This window comes from Neobacillus sp. FW104-15D2 (genome assembly GCF_058790155.1).
The window spans coordinates 1-25,461 of sequence record NZ_JBYTCJ010000029.1 but is presented as its reverse complement, the minus strand read 5'-3'; the positions used below and the strand labels follow the sequence as shown (position 1 = coordinate 25,461).

The following is a 25,461-nucleotide window of genomic DNA, read 5'->3' as shown; positions in this document are numbered from 1 at the left end:
TTTGAGCGGAACGGGGGAAATTAGTAAAGAAGTTTCTTTAAAGGAGGCAGCATTATGGGACAAAACAGACAATTCCGTCCGGGGCAGAAAGCTCCCAACAATGGAATTTATATTGAAACAGGTGAAACTGGAAGCAATATTGTTAATCCTCAAAAAATGAAAATGAAAGCTGGGGATGTCTTTCCGGAAACATCCAATCACAACCGACTATGGACCTATTTTCCTAAACCATGAAAAAATAGATCTTATGATCTTCTGGTTCAAGGTTTTCATTGTTGAATTTGTGCAGCTATATTGATTGAAGCGGAAAGCGTGCGCCTACAGTAAAAATCAACATGCCACTCTTTTAGAAGCCATCCAAAGCGGGTGGCTTTTCTTTCTTTTTCTCATGGAATATAATAAATATATATAAGGTCAAAAAAGGTCAAATGGAGGTATAAAATGGACTTAAATAAGATGACGGAACGCTTGCAAAAAGGCTTTATTGGGGCTCGGGAATTAGCAGCAGAGTTCCAGCATCAGGAGGTCGATGACTTACATTTGTTTCTTTCATTAATGAATCAGAAAGACAGCCTGATTAATACTGTTTTAGAAAGAACCGGTATTAAAATAGAAACTGTTAAACAAAAAATAAAAGAGAAACTGGATATGAAACCGCAGGTTACCGGAAGCGGTGTGGCGGACGGGACCTTATATATTACCTCAAATTTACAAAATCTGCTTATAAAAGCTGAGGAAGTAAAAAAGCAATTTACTGATGAATTTATCTCAACTGAACATATACTGCTGGCTGCTGATTCTGCATCTCAAACTGGAATGGGAAAAGTTTTAAATGAAGTCAATGCGGATTCAAATGCGCTTTTAAAAGCTATTAAAGAAATAAGGGGGAACCAGCGAGTGACTACACAAAACCCGGAAGAGACCTACGAAGCATTAAAAAAATACGGCAGGGACCTTGTAGAGGAAGTAAAAACTGGAAAAGTTGATCCGGTTATTGGGCGGGATACTGAAATCAGACACGTAATCAGAATCCTTTCAAGAAAAACAAAAAACAATCCTGTCCTAATTGGTGAACCAGGGGTAGGAAAAACAGCAATCGTTGAGGGGCTTGCCCAAAGAATTGTAAGAAAAGATGTGCCTGAAGGTCTAAAAGATAAAACCATCTTTTCACTAGATATGAGTTCTCTAATCGCAGGTGCTAAATTCAGGGGAGAATTCGAAGAAAGATTAAAAGCAGTTTTAAATGAAGTAAAGAAGAGTGAAGGAAAAATTTTATTGTTTATAGATGAGCTCCATACTATCGTGGGTGCGGGAAAGACGGAAGGAGCTATGGATGCAGGCAATATGCTAAAGCCCATGCTGGCCCGCGGGGAACTTCATTGTATTGGGGCAACCACACTTGAGGAACACCGAAAATATATAGAAAAAGACCCTGCTTTGGAACGCCGCTTTCAGCAGGTTCTGGTACAGGAACCAGGAGTGGAAGATACAATTTCTATTTTGCGAGGATTAAAAGAGAGATTTGAAATCCATCATGGGGTAAAAATACATGACAGGGCCCTTGTTGCCGCAGCTACTCTTTCGGAAAGGTATATTTCAGACCGTTTCCTGCCTGATAAAGCAATTGATTTAGTGGATGAAGCATGTGCACATATCAGGACTGAAATTGATTCAATGCCGACTGAACTGGATGAAGTAACCAGACGCCTGATGCTGCTTGAAATTGAAGAAGCTGCATTGAAAAAAGAGAAAGATGAAAGCAGCCTTCAGCGGCTCGCCGAGCTGGAGAAGGAACTGGCGGATTTAAAAGAGCAGGCGCATGCAATGAGGGGACAATGGCAAAAAGAAAAAGAGAGCATTCAAAATGTACAGGAGAAAAAAGAGGAATTGGAGAACCTTCGTATTGAACTTCAAAAGGCGGAGGATAAATATGATTTAAATCGTGCTGCTGAGCTTCGACACGGAAGAATTCCTCAAATGGAAAAGGAAATTAAGGAGCTTGAAGCTGCTTCAGAAGATCAGAACGAGAACCGTCTTCTCCGGGAAGAAGTGACAGAGGAAGAAATAGCAGATATTGTGGCACGGTGGACAGGAATTCCTTTAACAAGGCTTGTTGAAGGAGAAAGAGAAAAACTTTTAAACCTCGAGGCTCTCCTTCATAGACGTGTCATTGGCCAGGACGAAGCTATTCAGCTAGTTTCAGATGCAGTAATCAGAGCGAGGGCTGGTATAAAGGATCCAAACAGGCCAATAGGATCATTTTTATTCCTTGGCCCAACCGGGGTAGGAAAAACAGAGCTGGCAAAAGCCCTGGCTGAAGCATTATTTGACAGTGAAGAACAAATGATTCGTATTGATATGTCTGAGTATATGGAAAAGTTTGCGGTATCAAGGTTGATTGGAGCACCTCCTGGGTATGTAGGTTATGAAGAAGGGGGACAGCTGACTGAAGCTGTTCGAAGAAGGCCTTATTCCGTTATCCTTTTAGATGAAGTAGAAAAAGCACATTCAGAGGTTTTTAACCTGCTCCTTCAAGCATTGGATGATGGACGAATTACAGATTCCCAAGGCAGGACGGTTGACTTCAAAAACACCGTTATTATTATGACATCCAATATAGGATCACAATTATTGCTTGAAGAAAAAAACGATGGCCATGAGCTTTCTAAAACTACTGTAGATAAAGTAGAGCAGCTGTTGAGAACACATTTCCGTCCAGAGTTTTTAAATCGCATAGACGAAATTGTTCTTTTTAAACCATTAACTGGCAATGAGATAAAGGAAATAGTAAACAAGATGATAGATGATCTGCAAAACAGAGTGGAAGATCAGCATATTCAAATTTTATTGACGGAATCTGCTAAAAAATATATAGCCGAAAATGGATATAATCCTGACTTCGGTGCAAGGCCTTTAAAGAGGTATATTCAAAAAAATATAGAAACAAGGCTCGCCAGAGAGATTATATCTGGAAAAATTAAATCGAACAGTACTTTAAATATTAATGTCGAAGATGGAAAACTTGTTTTTATGGTTCACTAAAAAAAGTCATCCTGTTTTTGGGCAGGATGACTTTTTAAAAGTTAGAAAGCAGATGCTGCTTTTCTACTGTCTAACATGGAACCCAGTTTAAACGGGCTCTATGCTTTTCTTTAATGAATGTGCTTTTCTTCCTTATCGTTAGGAATAATTGCTGGAATGATAAGAATCAGGATCGTAAAGCCTACAGCCAGAATGGCACCGGTTTCAACTTTAAATTCAGAACCTACCATTGAGCAAACGACATATGTCAGCATTTCACACAGTAGGAATGTCCAGAACAGTGTCCAAAAGTATTTCATTAATTTCACCTCATACTATTTCATTCATTCTTCTAACATCTTACCATAGGTAATAGAAATAATGAACCTCCAAATCACAAGATGAAAAATCCAAGTTAGTCATTCATTCATGAAATGAATATTTTTCAATTTATTCTTCAATAATTGGGCAAAGCCCCTTTCCAATTACATGAAAAAGCATACGATAATCTGATGAATTGATGTAAAAGGAGTTTTCTCTATGGATAACCGGATTTTTCAACTGGATACCCAATGGAATATCATACACTATCCTGAAAAGCCAAATGGCTTCGGTATCCTTATAATAGGAGATGAAAGGCATTTCGTAGATGAAAGCAAAAGCTTCTGGCTGCAGAATGAGGGGAAGCTTTCCTTGATAGAGGAATTTAAGGAAGCAGGATATACTATTTTTTCTTCTAACCTCTTCGGGAAAAATTGGGGAAGCAGACCCTCGGTTGAATTGGCACAAAGGCTTTACCAGCATGTAATCCGAAATGAAATATTAAATGAAAAGATCCATATCCTTGCTGAAGGAATGGGAAGTCTTGTTGCCCTCGAGCTTTTTAAAGAAATGGGAGGGAGAATTCGCTCAGCGGTTTTTGTGAATCCCATATTATCCTTAAAATTGCACTTAGAGCAAGAACGGGAACATAAGTTTTTTTATAAAAAACTGTTAAGTGAGTTATCACTTGCTTATCAAACCGATAGTAAAACCGTGGAGAATAAAATACTAAAAAGCGAAGATCCCATCTTATTTGATAAAGACATATCTGTTAAGATCATTCAGATATTATCAGGAGGAAGGGCATTTAATCAATCACCACTTTATCAGAAACTGATTAATTCTCCGGATGCCGGGAGAGTTAGCGCAAATTTTATGGTTCCCGAAAAAAAACAGCAGCTTGGTGTGCAAATAATCAAGTTTTATAAAAAGCATGAGAAAATGCTGTAACCCCTCTGAATTTATTCAAGAAATAAAAAAACTTCATAAAGCATAGGATTCAATATATTCTGAGGACCTGGGAGGTATTCAAATGGAAAGGGCAATTATCTACGGTACTTTTCAATTTGTTGGATTTCATCTATGTACAGCACTTTTGGGCAAGGGGTGGGAGGTAACAGGGATAAGCTTTCCGGAGAACGATATAGATTCCTATGCGGATGAAAAACGCCTTGAGATTGGCAGGAATGCTAATTTTGCTGAAACATGCCTGGAGGGAGCTGCAGGTGAAACATCCAATCTTGAAAAAACAGCAGTGATTGTTTCCCTATTTGATTTATTTATGGAGTTTAAGGATGATTCCATTACTAAAAAGGATGATCTAAAATCCCTTATAAAAAGTCTTGAATCAAATGATAACGGAACAAATCTCTTTGTCTTTTTATTGCCTGTTCAATTGTTAACCGATTCTTTTAAAGCTGATATCTTATTTACACTAAGAGCATTTATTTCAGAGTTTAATATAGAGGAACAGAGATGTCAGTATTTCTATCTTCCATCTCTATATGGCCCCTGGCAGCCAGCTACCTTTTATGTGCAGCAGGCTATCCTGGAGGATATGGGAAGTAAAACTGAAAAAAAGCCAGATAGAGAATGGACGGCAGATTTAATCTATATTGAAGATGCCGTATCAAAATTGACCGAAACTATCGAAAGTGAAAGAAGTGGCCGCTACTTATTAGAAAGCAGCGAAGAAAATTACTGGGAGAATTGTATCCTGCAGCTGAAATCGATCAATAAACCTGTTCCAGAAAATCGTCCGCTGAATAACTTTAACGATAACGATCTATTAAGACTGCACATAAATAAAATAACTTCTTTCTCAGAAGGATATTCAATTCAAAAAAAGCATAATGAACGATTAAGGGATAGTCAAATATGGAAGTGATGGAAACTCCTTTTCAATTCTTTTTGATAAGGTTAGAATAAAAAGAGCAAATACACCTCAAAAGAAAAAATTTGGTGCTGCCTTGAGAAGGAGGGACAATCATGTGGTACCGTTTAACTGTTATCTTTATATCCCTTTTCCTTCTAAGCTCGTGCAGCCATTCAGATACAGCAGGTAAGCTTAAAAAAGTTGGATTATTGGTTCCTGACACCATTAATGACCAGGTATGGGGAACAAAAGGCTATAAAGGGATGCTGAAAATCCAGTCTGAATTTAATATAGATGTATATTATAAAGAAGGCATGAATACTGATTTGGTGGTTGAACGGGCTGTTAAAGAACTTCATCAAAAAGGAGTAAATCTTATCTTTGGCCATGGTGCTGAATATGCAAATTACTTTAATCGAATATCAGAAAAGTATCCTGATATACAATTTGTCAGTTTTAATGGGGATGCTAAAAACCCAAATACTACAAGTTTAAATTTTAAGGGATATGCGATGGGGTATTTTGGGGGAAAAGTAGCAGCACACATGTCGAAAACGCATCGGATCGGTGTTATTGCCGCATATAATTGGCAGTCTGAAGTTGAGGGCTTTCAAAAAGGGGCATTGAGTGAGAATAAGAATACGGATATATCTATAAAATATGTAGGTAATTGGGATGATGAAGTAAAAGCCAGTCAATTACTTGATCAGATGATCGAAAACGGGGTAGATGTCCTTTATCCTGCCGGCGACGGTTTTAATGTTCCCTTAATTGAAAAAATGAAGGAGCATGGTCTTTTTGTAATCGGATATGTTTCAGACCAATCTGATCTTGGCGAAACAACAGTGTTAACAAGTACCATACAGAATGTAGACCATTTGTATGAAGTTGTAGCAAGACAATATGCAGAAGGAAAACTAAAATCAGGAAACCTGGAATTTGATTTTAAGGATAAGGGAGTTTCACTCGGTAAGTTTAGCCCCATGGTTGATAAAAAGTTTACCAATGAAATAAATGGGGATATAGAAAAATATATAGCAACTGGCAAATTGCCATAGTAGTATAAAAAAGGAGTATACATATGAACGCACAAGAAAAAAATATGCAATTTATGCAAATAGCAATGAAGCACTTTCCGGAAGCAAAAGCACAACTAGATCAATTGGGCATTGAATTATCTATGGAAATGCTTCAGCCCCTAATGTCTCTATTTACGAAAGTAATGAACGAAGCATATGATCTGGGCTATGATGATGCTAAAAAAGAGTCAGACCAATAATAACAGATAGCAGCCCATACGCAGCTATTCAGTTTGTCGACAAAAGGGGGTTCGGAATGTTTTATTCCGGACCCCTTTTGTGATTTTATCGAGAATTCCTATTGAATAGGAAGCTAATTTTTTCTATTTAGGAAGCACTAAAGATTTTTCCCCTTATGGTAACTCCGAGGTAGGTTTATTTTAATCAAGCATCATAAGGAAGTCTTCTTCAGCTACCTCGCGAAAAAGCATTAGTTTTTTCGGGGATGTGGGTCAGGAAGGCGCTGCCACAGGACGTGAAAAAAAGGACATGACGACTTAACTTTAAGGGTGATTCAACCAATTCACCTATATTCCACAGTAGCTGGACAAAATTAAATGGATTAAAATCTGGCCTAATAGGCCGATGGTTGTCATGAAGTAAAGTCATCACTTCCCGGCGGGACTTAAGCATAATTCTTGTGAGCGGTTTCGCGGGTTCTTTTATCTTACGAAGGATTTCTTTTCCATACCACCTTCTCCTCCTGTTGAGCCCTAAATCACACGCTTTTGAATCAAATGTGTATGAATAATGGCGGAAAAAACGAAGCTAAACCTGTTGCACAAATTCTAATTTATAGGTAAAATTAGTACCAGGTAATAATATTTGATGATAATTGAAACTGGATATACTGAATAATAGGGGTAAAAAAGAAAAGGAGCTGGAAATTATGGGTGCAGGAATCGTTGGCATCGGCAGATTTTTGCCTGAAAGGGTAGTCACAAATGCTGATTTGGAAAAGGTAATGGATACTTCTGATGAATGGATCCGTACAAGAACCGGTATTGAAGAAAGAAGAATAGCAGATGACAATACAAATACCTCTGATATGGCTTTTGCTGCTGCACAAAAGGCGATTGAAAATGCCGGTATAACTGCAGAAGAACTTGATATGATTCTTGTTTCAACAGTAACTCCAGATCGACCATTTCCCTCTGTTTCTTGTATGCTTCAGGAAAGACTTGGTGCGAAAAAAGCTGCAGCTATGGATATAAGTGCAGCATGCGCAGGTTTCATGTATGGAATGGTAACAGCAAAACAGTTTGTTGAATCAGGTGGATATAAATATGTACTTGTAATAGGTGTTGAAAAGCTATCAAAGGTTACGGACTGGAACGATCGGAATACAGCAGTTCTTTTCGGAGACGGAGCGGGTGCCGCAGTAATTGGCAATGTTAAAGAAGGCAGAGGAATTTTATCCTTTGAATTAGGTGCAGATGGTACAGGTGGGAAACACCTTTATCAAGATGAATATATAATTATGAATGGACGGGAGGTATTCAAATTTGCAGTCCGCCAAATGGGCGAAAGCAGCTTGAATGTCCTGGAAAAAGCCGGCCTAACGAAAGAGGATGTCGACTTTCTTATTCCTCATCAGGCTAATATCCGCATCATGGAAGCTTCAAGGCAGAGACTAGAACTTCCAGTAGAAAAAATGTCTAAAACCGTTAATAAATATGGAAATACTTCGGCTGCTTCGATACCTATTTCTTTGGTAGAAGAGCTCGAAGCTGGAAAAATTAAAGATGATGACATTATTATTATGGTAGGATTTGGCGGAGGACTAACCTGGGGTGCCATTGCTATGCGCTGGGGAAGATAAGGCCGCTCATCATTTGACAAAAGACACATTTAAAATAGATTTATGAATACAGACAAAGGAGATGGATAGATGATGAAAAAACGACGAGTAGTGGTTACGGGCATCGGAGCAGTTACACCGCTTGGCAATGATGCTGCGACAAGCTGGAGTAATGCGATCGAAGGAGTATCCGGGGTTGGTCCGTTAACTAGAATTAATGCGGATGAGTATCCTGCCAAAGTGTCGGCAGAGTTAAAAGATTTCAATGTAGAGGAATTTATTGAGAAAAAAGACGCAAGAAAAATGGACCGGTTTACACATTATGCTGTAGCTGCATCCTTGATGGCTGTAAAGGATGCCGATTTGGTGATCACTGATGAGAATGCTCCGCGTGTAGGTGTCTGGATAGGCTCTGGAATAGGCGGCATGGAGACATTTGAAAATCAATATGAAATATTTTTAAACAGAGGATACAGAAGGGTAAGCCCATTCTTCGTTCCGATGATGATTCCGGATATGGCAACAGGCCAGGTTTCTATTACTCTAGGAGCGAGAGGCTTTAATTCTTGTACTGTTACTGCTTGTGCAACTGGAACCAATTCTATTGGAGATGCTTTTAAAGTAATTCAACGCGGAGATGCTGATGTAATGGTTACAGGAGGAGCAGAGGCTCCAATTACCAAAATGGCAGTAGCTGGATTTTGTGCAAATACAGCATTATCCAACAATCCAGATCCAAAAACAGCGAGCCGTCCATTTGATATGAATCGGGACGGATTCGTCATTGGAGAGGGAGCAGGAGTAGTAATTCTTGAGGAATTAGAGCATGCTCTGGCTCGTGGTGCCAAGATCTATGCGGAAATCGTTGGATACGGTTCAACTGGTGATGCCTATCATATAACAGCCCCGGCACCTGGCGGAGAAGGCGGGGCAAGGGCAATGAAAATGGCGATTGATGATGCAGGCCTCAGTCCTGAACAAATTGATTATATTAATGCTCATGGAACCTCTACAGACTATAATGATAAGTATGAAACAATGGCTATAAAAGAAGTATTTGGCGAGCATGCCTACAATGTAGCTATAAGCTCTACAAAGTCTATGACAGGACACCTTCTGGGCGCTGCTGGCGGGATAGAAGCTATTTTTACCGTAATGGCTATTAAAGAAGGCATACTTCCTCCAACTATTAATTATGAGACACCAGACCCTGAATGTGACCTTGACTATGTTCCAAATAAGGCGCGCCGAAAGGAAGTTAAAGCCGCTATCAGCAATTCATTAGGATTTGGCGGTCATAATGCAACAATTGCTTTTGTGAGATATGAATAAAAGTTAAATTAATACAGATAAAAAGCAGGTGCAAAAGTGCGCCTGCTTTTTATATTGATTTTGGGAAAAAGGGAGAGAATCTCACGGACCAACTTACATAACTCCTCATCGTACCTTGCTGTAAAGCAACTCCCGTCTTTTTTGCAGGACATTGACCTAACCTAACATCCACGAACGTGCACCTCACCAAGGGCTTGCTGCCCTAGTTTTATGAACAACTTACATCCCCGCACATAAACTACTCAAAGGTAAAAACAAAATAGGAGAGTGAATAAAATGGGGATAATTCAGACAGACAAGTGGATGAAGGATCAATTTGACAGTCCAATAAAAATTTGTGAAAAGCTTCTGCCTTATTTTAAAGAATTAACTGCGGATCAGATTTACAATCAATTATTAAAATTTGGAATGTATAAACCATCTTGGCCAACAAAGAGGAATTTAGATTTAATGAACGATAAGAAAGTGTGGGAACAGGTTAGAGATATATTTGAAAACTATCATGACAAATGGTCAGGGCCTGATGTTCCTATTTTTCTTTTTCCGATGGGACAAAACAGGGGACTGTTTATGAGACAGGTAAACACTAAATCTGGGGTCTCCTTTCCAGATAAAATGTTTCTCTTTATTAGTGATGTAAGCGATCCTAAAGAGATAGAGGCATTATTTGTTCACGAATACCATCATGTATGCAGGCTTAAAAAACAAACGAAAAAAATGGAGGCTAATACCTTATTAGATTCTTTAATTATTGAAGGGCTAGCTGAGTATGCTGTTTTAAAAAATTGTGGCGAAAGCTACTTGGCTAATTGGTGCCAAATGTACTCTAAAAAAGAAATAGTGGCATTTTGGAACACTTATTTAAAGGGACATTTAGGTATTCAGAAAAATGAAAGAAAACATGATGATTTATTATATGGACGTGGACGATATCCTGCTTTATTAGGATACGCTGCAGGGTTTGCTATTGTAGAAAACTACTATAAGGACAACAACTATTCTGAAAAACTTTCATTTTCGAAGGAAGCATCGGAATTTTTAGGGAATAATAGTGTATTTTGTTAAAAAACAACACTAAAGTTGTAAGTTTTTTCTATTATATGGAATATAAGTTATATAAAAAAGTTATTGCAAATGTAAACAGAATGTAATAAAATAATTTTTAAATAAAGAAAATTTACAGAATAATTAAAAGAATATAAAGATATAAAAGATAGTGACTTTTAACCTACTGTTAACAGTTAACTGAACTTCATATCAAAATCTTAGTTTTCCGTAATATTATTCTATTTTTTCTATATATGTTTTTGTTAGGGGGATTCGCATTGAGTAATCAACCATTATTGGAATTAAAAAATCTGCGTACTTCATTTCGGATAAATAATGACTATTTTGCAGCCGTTGATGATGTGACGTTAACAGTTAAAGAAAATGAAGTTGTAGCAATAGTAGGTGAATCAGGGTGTGGAAAAAGTGCCTTGGCACTGTCAATTATGGGCCTGCATCCACAGGGAAGAACGAAGTTAGAAGGTAATGTTAATTTTAACGGACGAAATCTACTGAGCTTAACAACGTCTGAAATGAATAAAATTCGTGGAAAAGATATCGGTATGATTTTTCAGGATCCTTTAACAGCACTTAACCCGCTAATGACTTGCGGAAAGCAAATAGAAGAAAGTATGACTTATCATACAAATCTCTCCGGTAGTAAGAAAAAACAAAAAGCTCTGGAGTTATTGAAAAAAGTAGGAATTCCAAATCCGGAGAGAACTTACAAGCAATTTCCTCATGAATTATCCGGTGGTATGCGCCAGCGTGTTGTGATTGCCATTGCAATCGCATGTGAGCCTTCATTAGTAATTGCAGATGAACCAACAACAGCTTTGGATGTGACAATCCAGGCTCAAATTATGGACTTGCTTAAAGAACTTCAAAAGCAAATGAAGACTGGAATTATCCTCATTACACATGACCTTGGTGTAGTTGCTGAAATGGCAGACCGAGTTGCCGTTATGTATGCAGGCGAAATAGTTGAGTTGGCAGATGTTAAGACTTTATTTAAAAATCCATTGCATCCATATACCAGATCACTATTGAATTCCATCCCTTCTACAGCTGCTGAAAAAGAAAGGCTGCATGTAATTCGGGGGATTGTTCCATCTCTTCAGAATCTGCCAAGAACAGGCTGCCGTTTTAAAGAACGTATTGACTGGGTATCAGCCCACGACCACGAAGAAAATCCATTATTACGGGAAGTTGAAGCAAACCATTTTGTACGCTGCAGCTGCTATAAGCACTTTAACTTTCCTGAAGAAATAGGGGATAGCAAATATGTCGTTTCTTAAAGTAAATAATCTCAAAGTCTATTATCCAATCCGCGGTGGTTTTTTCAGAAGAGTAGTAGATCATGTAAGAGCTGTGGATGATATCAGTTTCGAACTAAAACAAGGAGAAACCTATGGGCTTGTGGGTGAATCCGGATGTGGAAAAACAACAACAGGAAGAACGATCATTGGATTAAATAAATCCACATCAGGTGAGATTTTGTTTGAAGGAAAAGACTTAACAAAATTAAGCCGCCGGGATTTCCATCTTCATCGTCAAGATATTCAGATGATTTTTCAGGACCCTTATTCTTCATTAAATCCAAGAAAACGAGTACTAGATATTATTGCGGAACCGCTAAGGAATTTTGAAAGACTATCACCAGCTGAAGAAAAACGTAAGGTAGAGTACTACATCGAAAAGGTCGGGTTAAATCCTGAGTCGATATATAAATACCCACATGAATTTTCAGGCGGGCAGCGCCAGCGGATAGGAATTGCCAGGGCCCTTACGCTTAATCCAAAACTTATAATTGCAGACGAACCTGTTTCTGCACTTGACGTTTCAGTACAAGCCCAGGTGCTAAACTTTATGCAGGATATTCAAAAGGAATTTAATCTAACATATTTATTTATCAGTCATGACTTAGGGATTATTCAGCATATGTGTGATCGAATCGGAATCATGTATCGGGGTCAATTTGTGGAAGAAGGTTCAGGCAAAGAAATCTATTCCAATCCACAGCATATTTATACAAAAAGGTTAATTTCCGCCATCCCGGATATCAACCCGGAAAACAGGGAACGGCAAGTTGAACTTAGACAAGAAATCAACTCTGAATATAAGAATTCATATGAGAAGTACTTCAATGCTGAGGGCAAAGTTTATCAACTTAAACAAATTTCAGACACACACTCAGTTGCATTGCCGTAAGGGGGGGAAAGTAAATGGTAAAGTTTATATTGCGAAGATTCATAGTCATGATCCCTCAGTTAATGATCTTAAGTGTCCTAATTTTTGCGCTGGCAAAAGCAATGCCAGGGGATGCTTTGACTGGGCAATTGGCAAGTAATCCTAAAATGGATGCACAAACTCTTCATGAGTTAAAAGAAAAGCTCGGTTTACTCGATCCTCCATATAAACAGTATTTGCATTGGGCAGGCGGACTTATCAAAGGAGATATGGGTATGTCTGTCATTCACCAGGTTCCAGTGACACAGCTGCTGGCGGGAAGAATGGAAAACACAATTATTTTATCATTAGCCATATTAATTTTGAGCTATATGATCGCTATTCCGCTTGGAATTGTAGGCGGCAGATGGACGGATTCCTGGGCTGATAAAATGGTGGTTGGATACAATTATTTAACATTTGCAACACCATTATTCATCTTTGCATTAATCATGCTGTTCATTTTTGGTTTTGTACTTAATTGGTTTCCTACAAGTGGAAGTGTAGATATCAAGGTTGATGATGGGACATTTGCATACTACATGAGTAAGCTTAATCATCTTATTCTTCCAGCTTTATCAGGAGCTATCGTAAATACTACTGTTACCATTCAATATTTGCGAAATGAGATTATTGATACTAAGATTAAAGATTTTGTTAAAACAGCAAGGGCTAAAGGGGTTAATGAGTCAAAGGTATACACACAGCATATTTTAAGAAACTCATTTTTACCCATCGCAGCTTTTCTGGGGTATGAGATTGTCTATTTAATAGGCGGTTCAGTCTTCTTAGAAACGATATATGGATATCCGGGAATTGGCCAGTTGTTTATCGCCTCCATCTCCCAACGTGATTTTAGTGTTGTCACTGCTCTTGTAATGATATCAGGCTTTGCTACTCTTATCGGTACGTTATTGTCGGATATTATCCTAAGTGCTGTTGACCCACGAATCAGGATTGAATAGCCAAGGGGAGAGGGGGACTATCATGAAAACTGAAATTGCTAATCCAAACCAGCAAGACATAAATTCAGGCGACAAAAAAATGAAGAGACCCAAAGGAACCGGTCCGCTTGCAATAATGTGGCGGGAAATTGTAAAAGATAAACTTGCTTTAGGTTCTTTGATTCTTTTAGGACTTGTACTCGTTGTGGTATACGGGGCGTCACTTATTTTAGATCAGGAAAAGATTGTTACAGTTGATTTATTATCCATTTATGCACCGCCGTCTGCAGAACATATACTCGGAACCGATTATGGCGGCAGGGATATACTTGGACAATTGATTATAGGTGCTAAAAATTCATTTACAATCGGTTTATTTGTTACCTTAGTAGCAGGAATTATTGGTCTATCAATTGGATTGATTGCAGGCTACTTTGGCGGTAAGACTGATAATATCATTATGAGAATCATTGATTTTGTACTGATATTGCCAACACTTATGTTAATCATTGTATTTGTAACCATTATTCCAAAATATAATGTTTATACTTTTATTCTAATTATGAGTGCATTCCTTTGGACAGGTAAAGCAAGGTTAATAAGATCTAAGACTCTTGCTGAAAGAGAACTTGATTATGTAAATGCTTCTAAAACGCTGGGAACACCTGACTGGAAAATCATTATAAGAGAAGTTCTTCCAAATCTAAGCTCGATTATTATTGTTAATTTAACACTCAATCTTGCTGGTAACATTGGAATTGAGTCAGGTTTAACCTATTTAGGTTTCGGCTTACCGGAAAGTACACCAAGCTTGGGTACTTTGGTAAGTTATGCATCCAATCCGGATGTACTTCAGAATAAGTGGTGGATTTGGTTACCCGCATCATTACTAATTTTAGTATTGATGCTGTGTATAAATTTCATCGGCCAAGCGTTAAAACGTGCAGCTGATGCAAGACAAAGATTAGGATAAGGGGGAAAATAAAGCATGAAGAAGAAAAATGCAATTAAGCTTTTAACTCCGGTTATTGCAGCTGGCTTGCTGTTATCAGCATGTAATAGCTCAACTGGGGGCAGCACTAGTAAGAACTCAGCAAGCAACGCAAAAAAAGAAGATATCAGCACATTCCCAATGGTGGTAAAGAACACTAAAAAGCCAGTCGCTGATGGTGTTCTAAACTTTGCACAGGTATCCGATACTCCTTTTGAAGGTACATTAAACTATGCCTTCTACCAAGGACAGCCGGATGCTGAAATCCTGCAATTCTTTGATGAGCCATTATTCTCAACAAATGGTGATTATGAGTTCACGAATGACGGTGCAGCAACTTATAAAATGTCAGATGACAACAAAACGATTACAGTAAAAATTAAAGACAATGTAAACTGGTCTGATGGCAAGCCTGTTACAGCACAAGACTATGAATATTCATTCCTTGTAATTGGCAACAAAGATTACACAGGTGTACGTTACGGCGATGCTATTATTCAAGGTATTGTTGGAATGAAAGATTACCACGAAGGAAAAGCGCAAAACATTTCCGGTATTAAAATCATCGATGACAAGACGCTTTCTCTTACTTTTGAGTCTGCTAATCCATCTTTATTAACTGGTCTGTGGCCATATGCAATGCCTAAGCATTACCTTGGCGATGTTCCTATTAAAGATCTTGCAAAATCCGATAAGATTCATAAAAATCCAATTGGTTTTGGACCATTTAAAATCAAAAAGATGGTACCAGGAGAGTCTGTTCAATTCGAAAGAAATGACGATTATTATCATGGAAAGCCTAATCTCCAAGGTATAGTTTTAAAAGTTGTTAACCCTAAGGTAATTTTACAGTCACTTAAAAAAGGTGAAGTGGATGTTGCTGATTTCCCTGCAGATCAATACCCAGCTGCAAAAGGATCCAAAAACTTCCAATTCGTTGGAAAAATTGATTTAGCTTATAACTACATTGGTTTTAAATTAGGACATTGGGATGCCAAAAAAGGTGTCAGCGTAATGGATAATCCTAAATTCAAGGATAAGAACTTACGTCAGGCAATGGCATATGCATTAGATGAAAAATCTGTTGGGGAAAAAATCTACAACGGACTTCGTTTCCCAGCAACATCTTTGATTCCGCCTTCTTTCCCAACTTGGTCAGATCCAAAAGCTAACCCAGTGGGTTATGATCCAGCAAAAGCTAAAAAATTATTAGACAAAGCAGGCTATAAGGATACTGATAAAGACGGCCTGCGTGAAGATCCAAGCGGTAAGAAGTTTACAGTCAATTTCCTTGCAATGAGTGGAGGAGACACTGCAGAACCACTTGCTAAGTTCTACATCCAGTCATGGAAAAATGTTGGCTTAGATGTTAAGCTTGTTGATGGACGTTTAGCTGAATTTAACTCATTCTATAAAATGGTTGAAGAAGATGACCCTAAAGTTGACCTGTATGCAGGTGCTTGGGGTACAGGTACAGACGTAGACCCTTACGGACTGTATGCTAAAGATGCATCATTTAACTACTCGCATTTCGTAAGTGAGAAGAACGATAAATTATTGGCAGATGGACATTCTGCTAAAGCATTTGACAAAGACTTCCGTAAGAAGACTTACTCTGAATGGCAAAAATATATGAATGACGAAATGCCTGTCATTCCTACATTATTCCGTTCTGCTGTCACTGCAGTAAATAATCGTGTTACCAACTTTACTGTTGACCCTAAAGACACTAGCTTTGTTTGGTCACAAGTTGGCGTATCCAGCGACACACCTGACGCTCAATAATTTCATAAAAAAGAGATGTTCCCAAGCGGAGCATCTCTTTTTTTGCTGATCAGAATTTATATCCCTAAATTCTGAACGCACGACGGACAGGCAGTCCTAGTCAGGCGAAAGGCACAGGATGTGCCGATTTGAGCGTGATAAGTAAAACTAGGGCATCCGCCAAAGGGACTTGGCGAATGCCAAGTTTTACTAATGTAGCGAGAAATGTTGGAGAAGTTATGAAAGCTATATTGTTGAGATGAATGTAGTACATGCTTTTTTAATTCCTTTGTTATATATAAGAGGAAATTTTCATATATATATGAAAAAATCGGACAGGTCCCTGGGCAAAAATAAGGGAAAAGGTGCTGGCCATGGTGATTAGAATTTTTTTTTGGATGATGGGATTTGGACTTGCTGTTTCTGGAGGAATTAGTGCCATTGCCTACCTTAATATTATGGCTGCAGGAAAAGACTTTATAGAATACCTGGTATATATTTCTGACAAAACTGAATGTTATTTACTTCCCATTGGATTAGCAATTGTATCAATGAGTATTTTTTATCCAGAAAAAAAAGAAAACTAAACTGAAAGTGCAAATGTGTTAAAACAGGAATAATTTAACTAACTGCTGACCATACTGAGTGACAAATAGTTTCGTGAAGTGAGGGGTTGTCTGATGTTGTATCTTCATGATGTATGGGTAAACTGGTTTGAAGGTGAAGAAAATAGCTACAATGTTTGCCATTTCCACGAGTGGCGTAAAGATGATGGGGTTGAATTACTTGATCAGGTTCCTCTTTTAAAAATTGATTCTGTCTTATTTGATTACATTGAAAATGATCTGTCAGAGCTCCCACAGCAAATGCTGGATGATATTTATCAAAAAGCATTTCTAAGAAAAAATCACGAAAGAATTCAGCTGGATTATTGCTTTGTCGTAACGGATGGAACAGGAATATTAGCAGTGGATACAATCGGATATAATATCCCTATTCGGAAAAGCCGTTTAATCCCTCGCCAGGAACAGCTAGTATATGAAATGATTGAGAATCACGATTCAAAACAATATCATTTTCAAAAGGAAACTGATAAAAAGGTGTTCCACATATTATCACCAGAACCAACCCTGATGTCAGGATTAACGCGCAAAGAAAGGCAGCTAAAACAGCTTTTATTTATGGCTTTAGACCAGCTGCAATCTTCCGAAAATGAGGCCGAGGTCCGGTATTGGTTTACAGAATGGTGTCCTGAGAAATATTCAGATATACAAGAGATGTGTGTAAAGGAAGCCTGGGAGTGTTTATTCGAGGAAACTAAAAGTGGATGGTCAAAAAAACATGAGTATTTTTGTGAAAATTTAATAAAGGGTCAGCCGTTTTTTGAAAAATTATGGGAAATGGAACATGGTCCAAAAGTAAATTAAAAGGCATGCCCTATCAATAGGGCATGCCTTTTCTAATAATAATAAATGAATGTAATTACTTTCTCTTTCTTCCTAGTCCCATGGCGTTTTCCATTTTTTTAACCATTTTTCCTGCTGTTTGGTTAGCTTTATTAGCACCCTTATCAAGAATTTCATCCAGTTCAGTTGAATTGAGCAATTGATTATATCGTTCCTGAATTGGCTTAAATGCATTAATAACAACGTTAGCCAGATCAGCCTTAAAATCGCCGTAGCCTTTACCTTCGTATTTCTCTTCTATTTCTGAAATCTGCATTCCTCCGAGGATAGAATAAATAGTTAACAGGTTAGAGATACCAGGCCGATTTTCTTTATCATATTTTACAATTCCTTCTGAATCAGTAACTGCACTTTTAATTTTCTTCTCAATCTGTTTTTCATCATCTAAAAGAGATATAAAAGCTTTTTGGTTTGGGTCGGATTTACTCATTTTCTTAGTCGGATCCTGCAGTGACATAATTCTTGCCCCGACCTTTGGAATACTCACCTCTGGAACAGTAAAGATATCGTTATACTTTTTATTAAAGCGTTCAGCCAAATCCCTTGTTAATTCCAAGTGCTGTTTTTGATCTTCTCCGACTGGGACAAGGTCAGTGTTATATAACAAAATATCTGCAGCCATAAGAGGCGGATAAGTTAACAATCCAGCAGAAACTGCTTCCTTTCCAGCCGACTTATCTTTGAACTGGGTCATGCGCTCTAGTTCACCAATGTATGAAACACACTGCAGCATCCACCCTGCCTGGGCGTGGGCTGGAACTTCAGATTGAATAAATAATGTTGCTTTTTCAGGATCGATACCAACAGCAAGATATAAAGCCGCAAGACTTCTAATATTCTTGCGGAGCTCAAGACGGTCCTGAGGAACAGTTATCGCATGCTGGTCTACAATACAAAAGAAACAATTATATTCATTTTGAAGTTCAACAAATTGTTTCAAGGCACCGATATAATTTCCAAGAGTGATGGTACCGCTCGGCTGAATACCAGAAAAGATTGTTTTCATTTAATTGCCTCCATTAATAGTAAATTTACCTTTTTACACAAAAAAAGCCACTCATCCCCCAAAAAATAGGGACGAATGGTCCGCGGTGCCACCCTAATTGCTCTTAATAGAGCCTCTTTAATCCCCGTTAAAGCAGGTAGGGGATGCCAGGATAACGCTGGGCAGACGCCGGAGAATACTAGAGCGGTTGTTTCGGCCAGTTCCTCTCCAGGGCTCAAAGTCCATTCCCTGCAACACGGATGTTTGTTTACACCAGCCACAAACTCTCTGCATTCCATAGTTCGCAGGTACTACTCTTTTTCAACGCCTGAATAATGAAATATTTATAAATAAGATAGCGTAACTAGGAAAAAAAATCAAGTTATCCTTTATGAAATTATATAAGCATAACAATAAGTCGTCCAAAAGGAAGCCGTGGCAAAAAGTGAAATTTAGGAATAATGCACTCATTACAGTGTTAAAGCGATAAATTTGTTAAGATTAGGTAAAAAATATTGCACAATTCTTACTTGCATTAAATATTTAAACTATTTATAATAAACTTAACAAACGATATATTTACTATATTGTCACATTACTAGTTCAATGTACCTCCTGACCAAAAGAATGGGTAAGTTTATAGCTGGCATCTTAAGGGACCAAATAATTTTCTAATATTCTTTTGATCTCTTAAAATGGTAAACTTGCTTTTTTATTCATCTTTTAATAGTCAGGCAATTCCATAAATTAAATTTACAGACTATTTGTAAATTATACCCAGGACGTACAATTGTAATTGCTAATGAGGACAGAAGTAAAAGTTGTTTGCCGAAAAAAATAGGGGGGTAATACCGTGAAAAAAAGATTTTCAGTCTTTTTTAGCATGCTGCTTGTTCTGAGCATGTTCCTTACTGCATGCGGCGGCTTTAACAAAGACGAAAAGGCAAGCAATGAATCAACTAAAAAGGGCGACAGCAAAAAGTCTGACGTACCTCAGGAAATGCGTGTAAACATTAACTCCGAACCATTCGCCTTGAATCCGGGCCTGGCTAACGATGCTACTTCCGGCGGAGTATTGCTTCAAACATTTGAAGGTTTGACTCGTATTGATAAAGACGGCAAACCACAGCCTGCTATGGCTGAGAAAATTACACATTCCGATGATTTGAAAACTTACACTTTCAAACTTCGTGATGCAAAATGGACAAACGGAGATCCAGTAACAGCAGAAGACTTTGTTTATGCTTGGAAATGGGCTCTTGATCCTAAAAACGAATCACAATATGCTTACCAGCTTTACTATGTAAAAGGTGCGCAAGCTATTAACGAAGGTAAAGCAGGAGCTGACACTCTTGGAGTTAAAGCTGTTGACGACAAAACATTAGAAGTACAATTGGAAAACCCAACTCCATATTTCTTGGAGCTTACAGCATTCTACACTTATTTCCCTGTTGACCACAAGGTAGCGGAAGCTAATCCGAAATGGGCACAAGATGCTGGAGATTCTTATGTTTCAAACGGTCCTTTCAAAATGACTGGATGGTCTCACCAGGATAAAATCACTCTTGAAAAGAATGATCAATACTGGGATGCAAAGAATGTAAATCTTACAAAAGTTGAAATGTACATGATTAATGATCCTAACACTGAACTTTCTATGTTCGACAATGGCGAACTTGACTGGGCTGGTTCACCGTTCGGTACACTTCCAACTGATGCTCTAAAACAATTGAAAGATGATGGCAAACTTAATGTTAAGCCGATTGCCGGTACTTACTGGTTCAAGTTTAATACTGAAAAGCCGCCATTGAACAATAAAAACATCCGTAAGGCACTTTCTTACGCAATCAACCGTCAAGCTATTGTTGACAATATCACTCAAGGCGGACAGATTCCTGCTATGGCAGCTGTACCACCTTCCATGATCAAAGAAAACAAAGAAGGTTATTACAAAGATAATGATGTTGCTAAAGCAAAAGAGTATCTTAAAAAAGGTTTAGAAGAACTTGGTTTAAAAGATGCTAAGGATCTTCCACCAATCACTGTATCTTATAACACAAGTGAAGCACACCAAAAGATTGCACAGGCAATCCAGGATATGTGGAAAAATGAACTTGGTGTAGATGTGAAACTGGACAACGCTGAGTGGAAAGTTTACATCGATAAGCTGCACAAAGGTGACTACATGGTAGGACGTATGGGCTGGTTAGGTGACTTCAACGACCCTATTAACTTCCTTGAATTGTTCCGTGACAAAGATGGCGGTAACAATGATACCAAGTGGGAAAACCCAGAATTCAAGCAATTGCTTGTAGATTCTGCAAAAGAAAGCGATGCAACAAAACGTATCGACATGCTGAAGAAAGCTGAAGCTATCTTCATGGATGAAATGCCGGTTGCTCCTATTTACTTCTACACTAACGTGTGGGTTAAAAAGGATAACCTAAAAGATGTTGTAGTATCAGGTCTTGGTGATGTTCAGCTGAAATGGGCTCACTTCGAATAATAAATATCATAAGAAAAGGCTAGGTATATGGGCTTTGTTACCCATATACCTTCCTTTCTGATTAAGAGTTGTTAGTAAAAAATGGAGGTGTGAATTTTGGCGAAATACATCACGAAACGTCTATTATACTTGCTGTTTTCTCTTTATCTTATTATTACAGCAACCTTTTTCTTAATGCGCCTTGCACCAGGTAACCCGTTTACTGGTGAAAAGCAGCTGCCACCTGAAATCCAGGCTTCACTTAATGAGCATTATGGATTAAATCAGCCATGGTATGTGCAATATGGAGATTATTTAGTTAAAATTTCGCAGTGGGATTTTGGTCCATCCTTTAAATATAAATCGAGAACTGTTAACGATTTAATTAATGATGGATTCCCTGTTTCGTTATTTTTGGGTGTGGAAGCTATCCTGATTGCTTTGGCGCTTGGAACAATGTTAGGAATTATCGCTGCATTAAAGCATAATAAATGGCAGGATTATGGTGCAATGATTATTGCGGTACTGGGTATATCCGTGCCTTCATTTATTATGGCTACTGTTTTGCAATACTTCTTTGCAATTAAATTCCATATTTTCCCTGTTGCTCGTTGGGAATCATTTATGCATACGGTCCTTCCTGCCTTGGCCCTGGCCTCAACTCCAATGGCTTTTATCGCGCGTTTAACACGTTCGAGCATGCTTGAAGTACTCTCAAACGATTATATCCGTACAGCAAAATCAAAAGGACTTGGACAAACTGCTATTACAATTAAGCATACAATTCGTAATGCGCTTCTTCCTGTTGTTTCTTATATGGGACCTTTATCGGCTGGTATCGTAACAGGTAGTTTTGTTATTGAAAAGATTTTTGGTATTCCAGGGCTTGGTTCACATTTCGTTATGTCGATTTCAAACCGTGACTATACAGTTATCATGGGCGTCACAGTGTTCTATAGTATTATCTTGCTTAGCGCGATTCTCCTTGTCGACATTGCGTATGGTTTCATCGACCCGCGTATCAAACTAACAAGCGGGAAGAAAGGAGAATAAACATGGAAATCTCAAAAGAAAAATTTCAAATAGTTGGAACCAGAAAAACAGATGCTGAAAAAATTTCTAAACCGAGCCTTTCGTTTTGGAAGGATGTTTCTATCCGCTTTCGAAAAAACAAGCTTGCCATGTTTGGTGTTGTGCTTTTAATTCTCCTTATTTTCATGGCAATCTTTGGACCATATATGACAAAGTTTGATTATCGTACTAATGATCTTATGAATACAAATAAAGCTCCTGGTAATTTACACTGGTTTGGAACTGATGACCTGGGCCGTGACGTTTTTGCACGTACCTGGGAGGGAGCCCGTATTTCCTTATTTATCGGTGTAGCTGCTGCAGCAGTTGACTTCTTTATTGGTGTTTTCTGGGGTGGATTTGCAGGATATAAGGGCGGACGTATCGACGAAGGTATGATGCGTACAGCTGATATCCTTTGGGGAATTCCATATTTACTGCTCGTTATTCTTTTCATGGTCGTCATGGGTCAAAGTCTTGGAACAATGATTCTTGCAATGACCATCACGGGATGGATAAATATGGCCAGGATTGTCAGGGGACAAGTTTTGTCACTGAAGAGCCAGGAATATGTTTTAGCTTCCAGAACTTTGGGAGCAGGACTTCAGCGAATCATGAGTAAACATTTAATTCCTAATACTATGGGGCCCATTCTGGTTACAATGACTTTAACTGTTCCTTCTGCTATCTTTACAGAAGCCTTTCTTAGTTATTTAGGATTAGGATTAACGCCTCCGTTAGCAAGCTGGGGAACTATGGCTTCCGACGGTCTGCCTGCGATTAAATATTATCCATGGCGATTATTTTTCCCTGCAACGTTTATCTGTTTAACTATCTTTGCGTTTAACGTAATCGGGGATGGACTGCGAGATGCCTTGGATCCACGACTACGTAAATAGGGGTGTGATAATATGGAAAAATTACTAGAAGTAAAGAATTTGGAAGTCTCTTTCCAAACTTATGGTGGAGAGGTTAAAGCCGTACGCGGAGTCAGCTTCGACCTTCACAAAGGTGAGACTCTTGCCATTGTGGGTGAGTCAGGTTCAGGAAAGAGTGTAACATCACAAACCATTATGAAATTGATTCCAATGCCTCCTGGCAAAATCAAAGGCGGACAGATTCTCTTTAATGGTGAAGATATAGTTACTAAGACTGACAAACAAATGGAAAAGATTCGTGGTAAGGAAATCAGCATGATTTTCCAGGACCCAATGACTTCATTGAATCCGACTATGAAGATTGGCCGCCAAATTATGGAGGTTCTTACCAAACATCAGAATATGTCAACAGCCACAGCCAAGGAAAGAGCAGTGGAACTTTTGCGCCTTGTAGGTATACCTATGCCTGAAAAACGCGTAAATCAATATCCGCATGAGTTTTCAGGAGGTATGAGACAACGTGGGATGATAGCAATCGCCTTGGCAGCTAATCCTAAATTGTTAATTGCCGATGAGCCTACCACTGCATTAGACGTTACAATCCAAGCACAAATTCTTGAATTGATGAAAGACCTGCAAAGCAAGATGGATACGTCTATTATCTTTATTACCCATGATCTTGGGGTAGTTGCTAATGTGGCAGACCGTGTTGCTGTTATGTATGCAGGACAAATTGTTGAAATGGGAACGGTTGATGAGATATTCTATGATCCACGCCACCCGTATACTTGGGGTTTATTGGCTTCCATGCCAAGCCTGGATAACGATGATAAATCTGAGCTTGCTGCTATTCCGGGAACTCCTCCGGATCTTATACATCCACCTAAAGGGGATGCATTCGCTGCAAGAAACCAGTATGCTATGGCAATCGACTTTGAAGAAGAACCGCCAATGTTCCAAATCTCCGAAACCCATTTTGCGAAAACATGGCTCCTTCACCCGGATGCTCCAAAAGTAGAGCCGCCTGAAGCTGTTAAAAAGCGTATGCGCAAATTAGCTTCTACTTTTGAAAAGCCTGTTCTCGTTCAGGAGGGTAAATAATAATGGCTGAAAAGTTAATTGAAGTAAAGGATTTAAAACAGTATTTTAACGTGGGGAGACCGAATCTGGTTAAAGCCGTTGACGGTGTTACCTTCGATATTTATAAAGGTGAAACATTAGGTCTTGTGGGGGAGTCTGGCTGTGGAAAGTCTACTACAGGCCGTACTATTATCCGTCTTTATGATGCTACTGCTGGACAGGTGTTTTTTGATGGAGAAAATGTCCATGGAAAGAAATCTGTAAAAGAACTAAAGAAATTCAACCGTAAAATGCAAATGATTTTCCAGGATCCTTATGCTTCACTAAACCCAAGAATGACGGTTGCTGATATTATTGCTGAAGGAATAGATATTCACGGGCTTGCTAAGAACAGGAAAGCACGTATGGAAAGAGTTTATGAATTACTTGAAACAGTTGGACTCAATAAAGAGCATGCCAACCGTTATCCTCATGAGTTCTCCGGTGGTCAAAGACAGCGTATTGGGATTGCACGTGCACTAGCTGTTGAACCTGAGTTTATTATTGCGGATGAGCCAATTTCAGCTCTTGACGTTTCCATCCAGGCGCAAGTAGTTAATCTGTTGAAGAAACTGCAGCGTGAAAAGGGATTAACCTACCTTTTTATTGCCCATGACCTTTCAATGGTTAAATACATCAGTGATAGAATCGGTGTAATGTATTATGGAAAATTGGTCGAACTTGCACCAGCTGAAGATTTATATAAAAATCCTCTGCACCCATATACTAAATCTTTATTATCTGCTATCCCTATTCCGGACCCTGAATCAGAAAGAACACGTAAACGGATAACCTACAATCCAAGTGTCCATAACTATGGTGATAATGAAGAAGTTACTATGAGGGAAATCAGTCCAGGTCATCTTGTTCTTTGTTCAGCTAAGGAATTCGAACAATATAAACAGCAATATAGATAATTTACCCAGGATGGAAACTTCTTGAAACTTCCCATCTTATAAAAAAGAACTCAGAAAGTGATGTGACCCCCAAAAGTTAGAGTTTTATATTAAGCAGCCGATTGGCTGGTATGAATCCGGTATTGTACTGGACTC

23 protein-coding genes and 1 other annotated feature are annotated in these 25,461 nt (G+C 38.5%); of the genes, 21 read left to right on the top strand and 2 right to left on the bottom strand.

What is annotated here, in order from left to right:
- Nucleotides 1-54 precede the first annotated feature (54 nt).
- The gene (locus tag AC3WR0_RS19780; protein WP_027321786.1) at nucleotides 55-234 is read left to right on the top strand and encodes a YjzC family protein; all 180 of its coding nucleotides are present in this window, start codon (nucleotides 55-57) and stop codon (nucleotides 232-234) included.
- Between the two features lie 207 nt (nucleotides 235-441).
- Nucleotides 442-3,042 carry an ATP-dependent chaperone ClpB gene (gene clpB / locus AC3WR0_RS19775; RefSeq protein ID WP_492553919.1) on the top strand — a complete coding sequence of 867 codons (2,601 nt, stop codon included), beginning with the start codon at nucleotides 442-444 and terminating at the stop codon, nucleotides 3,040-3,042.
- 110 nt (nucleotides 3,043-3,152) lie between these two features.
- Here the strand turns inward: clpB and AC3WR0_RS19770 are convergent, their stop codons facing one another.
- Complete coding sequence (locus AC3WR0_RS19770) at nucleotides 3,153-3,341, bottom strand: YjzD family protein (protein ID WP_027321784.1); 189 nt, start codon at nucleotides 3,339-3,341, stop codon at nucleotides 3,153-3,155.
- A 220-nt stretch (nucleotides 3,342-3,561) separates the two neighbouring features.
- On the opposite strand from AC3WR0_RS19770, the gene AC3WR0_RS19765 reads away from it, so the two are divergent.
- The 14 genes from AC3WR0_RS19765 to AC3WR0_RS19700 all read left to right on the top strand — a co-directional run bounded on the left by AC3WR0_RS19765 (nucleotide 3,562) and on the right by AC3WR0_RS19700 (nucleotide 17,832).
- Nucleotides 3,562-4,293 carry a lipase family protein gene (locus AC3WR0_RS19765; protein WP_492553918.1) on the top strand — a complete coding sequence of 244 codons (732 nt, stop codon included), beginning with the start codon at nucleotides 3,562-3,564 and terminating at the stop codon, nucleotides 4,291-4,293.
- A gap of 82 nt (nucleotides 4,294-4,375) precedes the next feature.
- A complete protein-coding gene (locus tag AC3WR0_RS19760) occupies nucleotides 4,376-5,230 on the top strand; it encodes a hypothetical protein (protein ID WP_492553917.1) in 855 nt (284 codons plus the stop codon).
- A 101-nt stretch (nucleotides 5,231-5,331) separates the two neighbouring features.
- Nucleotides 5,332-6,276 (top strand): BMP family ABC transporter substrate-binding protein, encoded by a 945-nt coding sequence (locus tag AC3WR0_RS19755; RefSeq protein WP_492553916.1) that lies wholly within the window; start codon nucleotides 5,332-5,334, stop codon nucleotides 6,274-6,276.
- Between the two features lie 23 nt (nucleotides 6,277-6,299).
- Complete coding sequence (locus tag AC3WR0_RS19750; RefSeq protein ID WP_492553915.1) at nucleotides 6,300-6,497, top strand: ComZ family protein; 198 nt, start codon at nucleotides 6,300-6,302, stop codon at nucleotides 6,495-6,497.
- A gap of 689 nt (nucleotides 6,498-7,186) precedes the next feature.
- Complete coding sequence (locus AC3WR0_RS19745) at nucleotides 7,187-8,119, top strand: beta-ketoacyl-ACP synthase III (protein ID WP_492553914.1); 933 nt, start codon at nucleotides 7,187-7,189, stop codon at nucleotides 8,117-8,119.
- A 72-nt stretch (nucleotides 8,120-8,191) separates the two neighbouring features.
- Nucleotides 8,192-9,430, top strand: coding sequence for a beta-ketoacyl-ACP synthase II (gene fabF, locus AC3WR0_RS19740; protein WP_492553958.1), 1,239 nt, complete (start codon nucleotides 8,192-8,194; stop codon nucleotides 9,428-9,430).
- A 276-nt stretch (nucleotides 9,431-9,706) separates the two neighbouring features.
- Nucleotides 9,707-10,495 (top strand): DUF2268 domain-containing putative Zn-dependent protease, encoded by a 789-nt coding sequence (locus AC3WR0_RS19735; RefSeq protein ID WP_492553957.1) that lies wholly within the window; start codon nucleotides 9,707-9,709, stop codon nucleotides 10,493-10,495.
- A gap of 260 nt (nucleotides 10,496-10,755) precedes the next feature.
- Nucleotides 10,756-11,775, top strand: coding sequence for an ABC transporter ATP-binding protein (locus tag AC3WR0_RS19730; protein WP_492553913.1), 1,020 nt, complete (start codon nucleotides 10,756-10,758; stop codon nucleotides 11,773-11,775).
- Nucleotides 11,762-12,688: an ABC transporter ATP-binding protein gene (locus tag AC3WR0_RS19725; RefSeq protein WP_492553912.1), complete on the top strand. Its 927-nt coding sequence runs from the start codon at nucleotides 11,762-11,764 to the stop codon at nucleotides 12,686-12,688. The genes AC3WR0_RS19730 and AC3WR0_RS19725 overlap by 14 nt, the downstream gene beginning before the upstream one ends.
- A gap of 14 nt (nucleotides 12,689-12,702) precedes the next feature.
- On the top strand, nucleotides 12,703-13,671 hold the full coding sequence (opp4B, locus tag AC3WR0_RS19720) for an oligopeptide ABC transporter permease (RefSeq protein ID WP_492553911.1): 969 nt from the start codon (nucleotides 12,703-12,705) through the stop codon (nucleotides 13,669-13,671).
- A gap of 79 nt (nucleotides 13,672-13,750) precedes the next feature.
- Nucleotides 13,751-14,623, top strand: coding sequence for an ABC transporter permease (locus AC3WR0_RS19715; RefSeq protein ID WP_492553956.1), 873 nt, complete (start codon nucleotides 13,751-13,753; stop codon nucleotides 14,621-14,623).
- Nucleotides 14,624-14,638: 15 nt separating this feature from the next.
- Nucleotides 14,639-16,426 carry an oligopeptide ABC transporter substrate-binding protein gene (gene opp4A / locus AC3WR0_RS19710; protein WP_492553910.1) on the top strand — a complete coding sequence of 596 codons (1,788 nt, stop codon included), beginning with the start codon at nucleotides 14,639-14,641 and terminating at the stop codon, nucleotides 16,424-16,426.
- 353 nt (nucleotides 16,427-16,779) lie between these two features.
- Nucleotides 16,780-16,992 carry a YuzI family membrane protein gene (locus tag AC3WR0_RS19705; RefSeq protein ID WP_492553909.1) on the top strand — a complete coding sequence of 71 codons (213 nt, stop codon included), beginning with the start codon at nucleotides 16,780-16,782 and terminating at the stop codon, nucleotides 16,990-16,992.
- Nucleotides 16,993-17,085: 93 nt separating this feature from the next.
- Nucleotides 17,086-17,832 (top strand): YjbA family protein, encoded by a 747-nt coding sequence (locus tag AC3WR0_RS19700; RefSeq protein ID WP_027321770.1) that lies wholly within the window; start codon nucleotides 17,086-17,088, stop codon nucleotides 17,830-17,832.
- 55 nt (nucleotides 17,833-17,887) lie between these two features.
- Here AC3WR0_RS19700 and trpS read toward each other — a convergent pair whose 3' ends face one another.
- Nucleotides 17,888-18,877: a tryptophan--tRNA ligase gene (gene trpS / locus AC3WR0_RS19695; protein ID WP_492553908.1), complete on the bottom strand. Its 990-nt coding sequence runs from the start codon at nucleotides 18,875-18,877 to the stop codon at nucleotides 17,888-17,890.
- Between the two features lie 64 nt (nucleotides 18,878-18,941).
- Nucleotides 18,942-19,190, bottom strand: a binding site (T-box leader).
- Between the two features lie 519 nt (nucleotides 19,191-19,709).
- Between trpS and AC3WR0_RS19690 the strand changes: the two genes are divergently transcribed.
- The 5 genes from AC3WR0_RS19690 (at nucleotide 19,710) to AC3WR0_RS19670 (ending at nucleotide 25,326) form a co-directional block, all read left to right on the top strand.
- On the top strand, nucleotides 19,710-21,362 hold the full coding sequence (locus AC3WR0_RS19690; RefSeq protein ID WP_492553907.1) for a peptide ABC transporter substrate-binding protein: 1,653 nt from the start codon (nucleotides 19,710-19,712) through the stop codon (nucleotides 21,360-21,362).
- A gap of 96 nt (nucleotides 21,363-21,458) precedes the next feature.
- Nucleotides 21,459-22,394 (top strand): ABC transporter permease, encoded by a 936-nt coding sequence (locus tag AC3WR0_RS19685; RefSeq protein WP_027321767.1) that lies wholly within the window; start codon nucleotides 21,459-21,461, stop codon nucleotides 22,392-22,394.
- A gap of 2 nt (nucleotides 22,395-22,396) precedes the next feature.
- Nucleotides 22,397-23,311: an ABC transporter permease gene (locus AC3WR0_RS19680; protein ID WP_492553906.1), complete on the top strand. Its 915-nt coding sequence runs from the start codon at nucleotides 22,397-22,399 to the stop codon at nucleotides 23,309-23,311.
- Nucleotides 23,312-23,323: 12 nt separating this feature from the next.
- Nucleotides 23,324-24,391: an ABC transporter ATP-binding protein gene (locus AC3WR0_RS19675; RefSeq protein ID WP_492553905.1), complete on the top strand. Its 1,068-nt coding sequence runs from the start codon at nucleotides 23,324-23,326 to the stop codon at nucleotides 24,389-24,391.
- Nucleotides 24,392-24,393: 2 nt separating this feature from the next.
- Nucleotides 24,394-25,326 carry an ABC transporter ATP-binding protein gene (locus AC3WR0_RS19670; RefSeq protein ID WP_492553904.1) on the top strand — a complete coding sequence of 311 codons (933 nt, stop codon included), beginning with the start codon at nucleotides 24,394-24,396 and terminating at the stop codon, nucleotides 25,324-25,326.
- The last annotated feature ends 135 nt before the right edge of the window (nucleotides 25,327-25,461 follow it).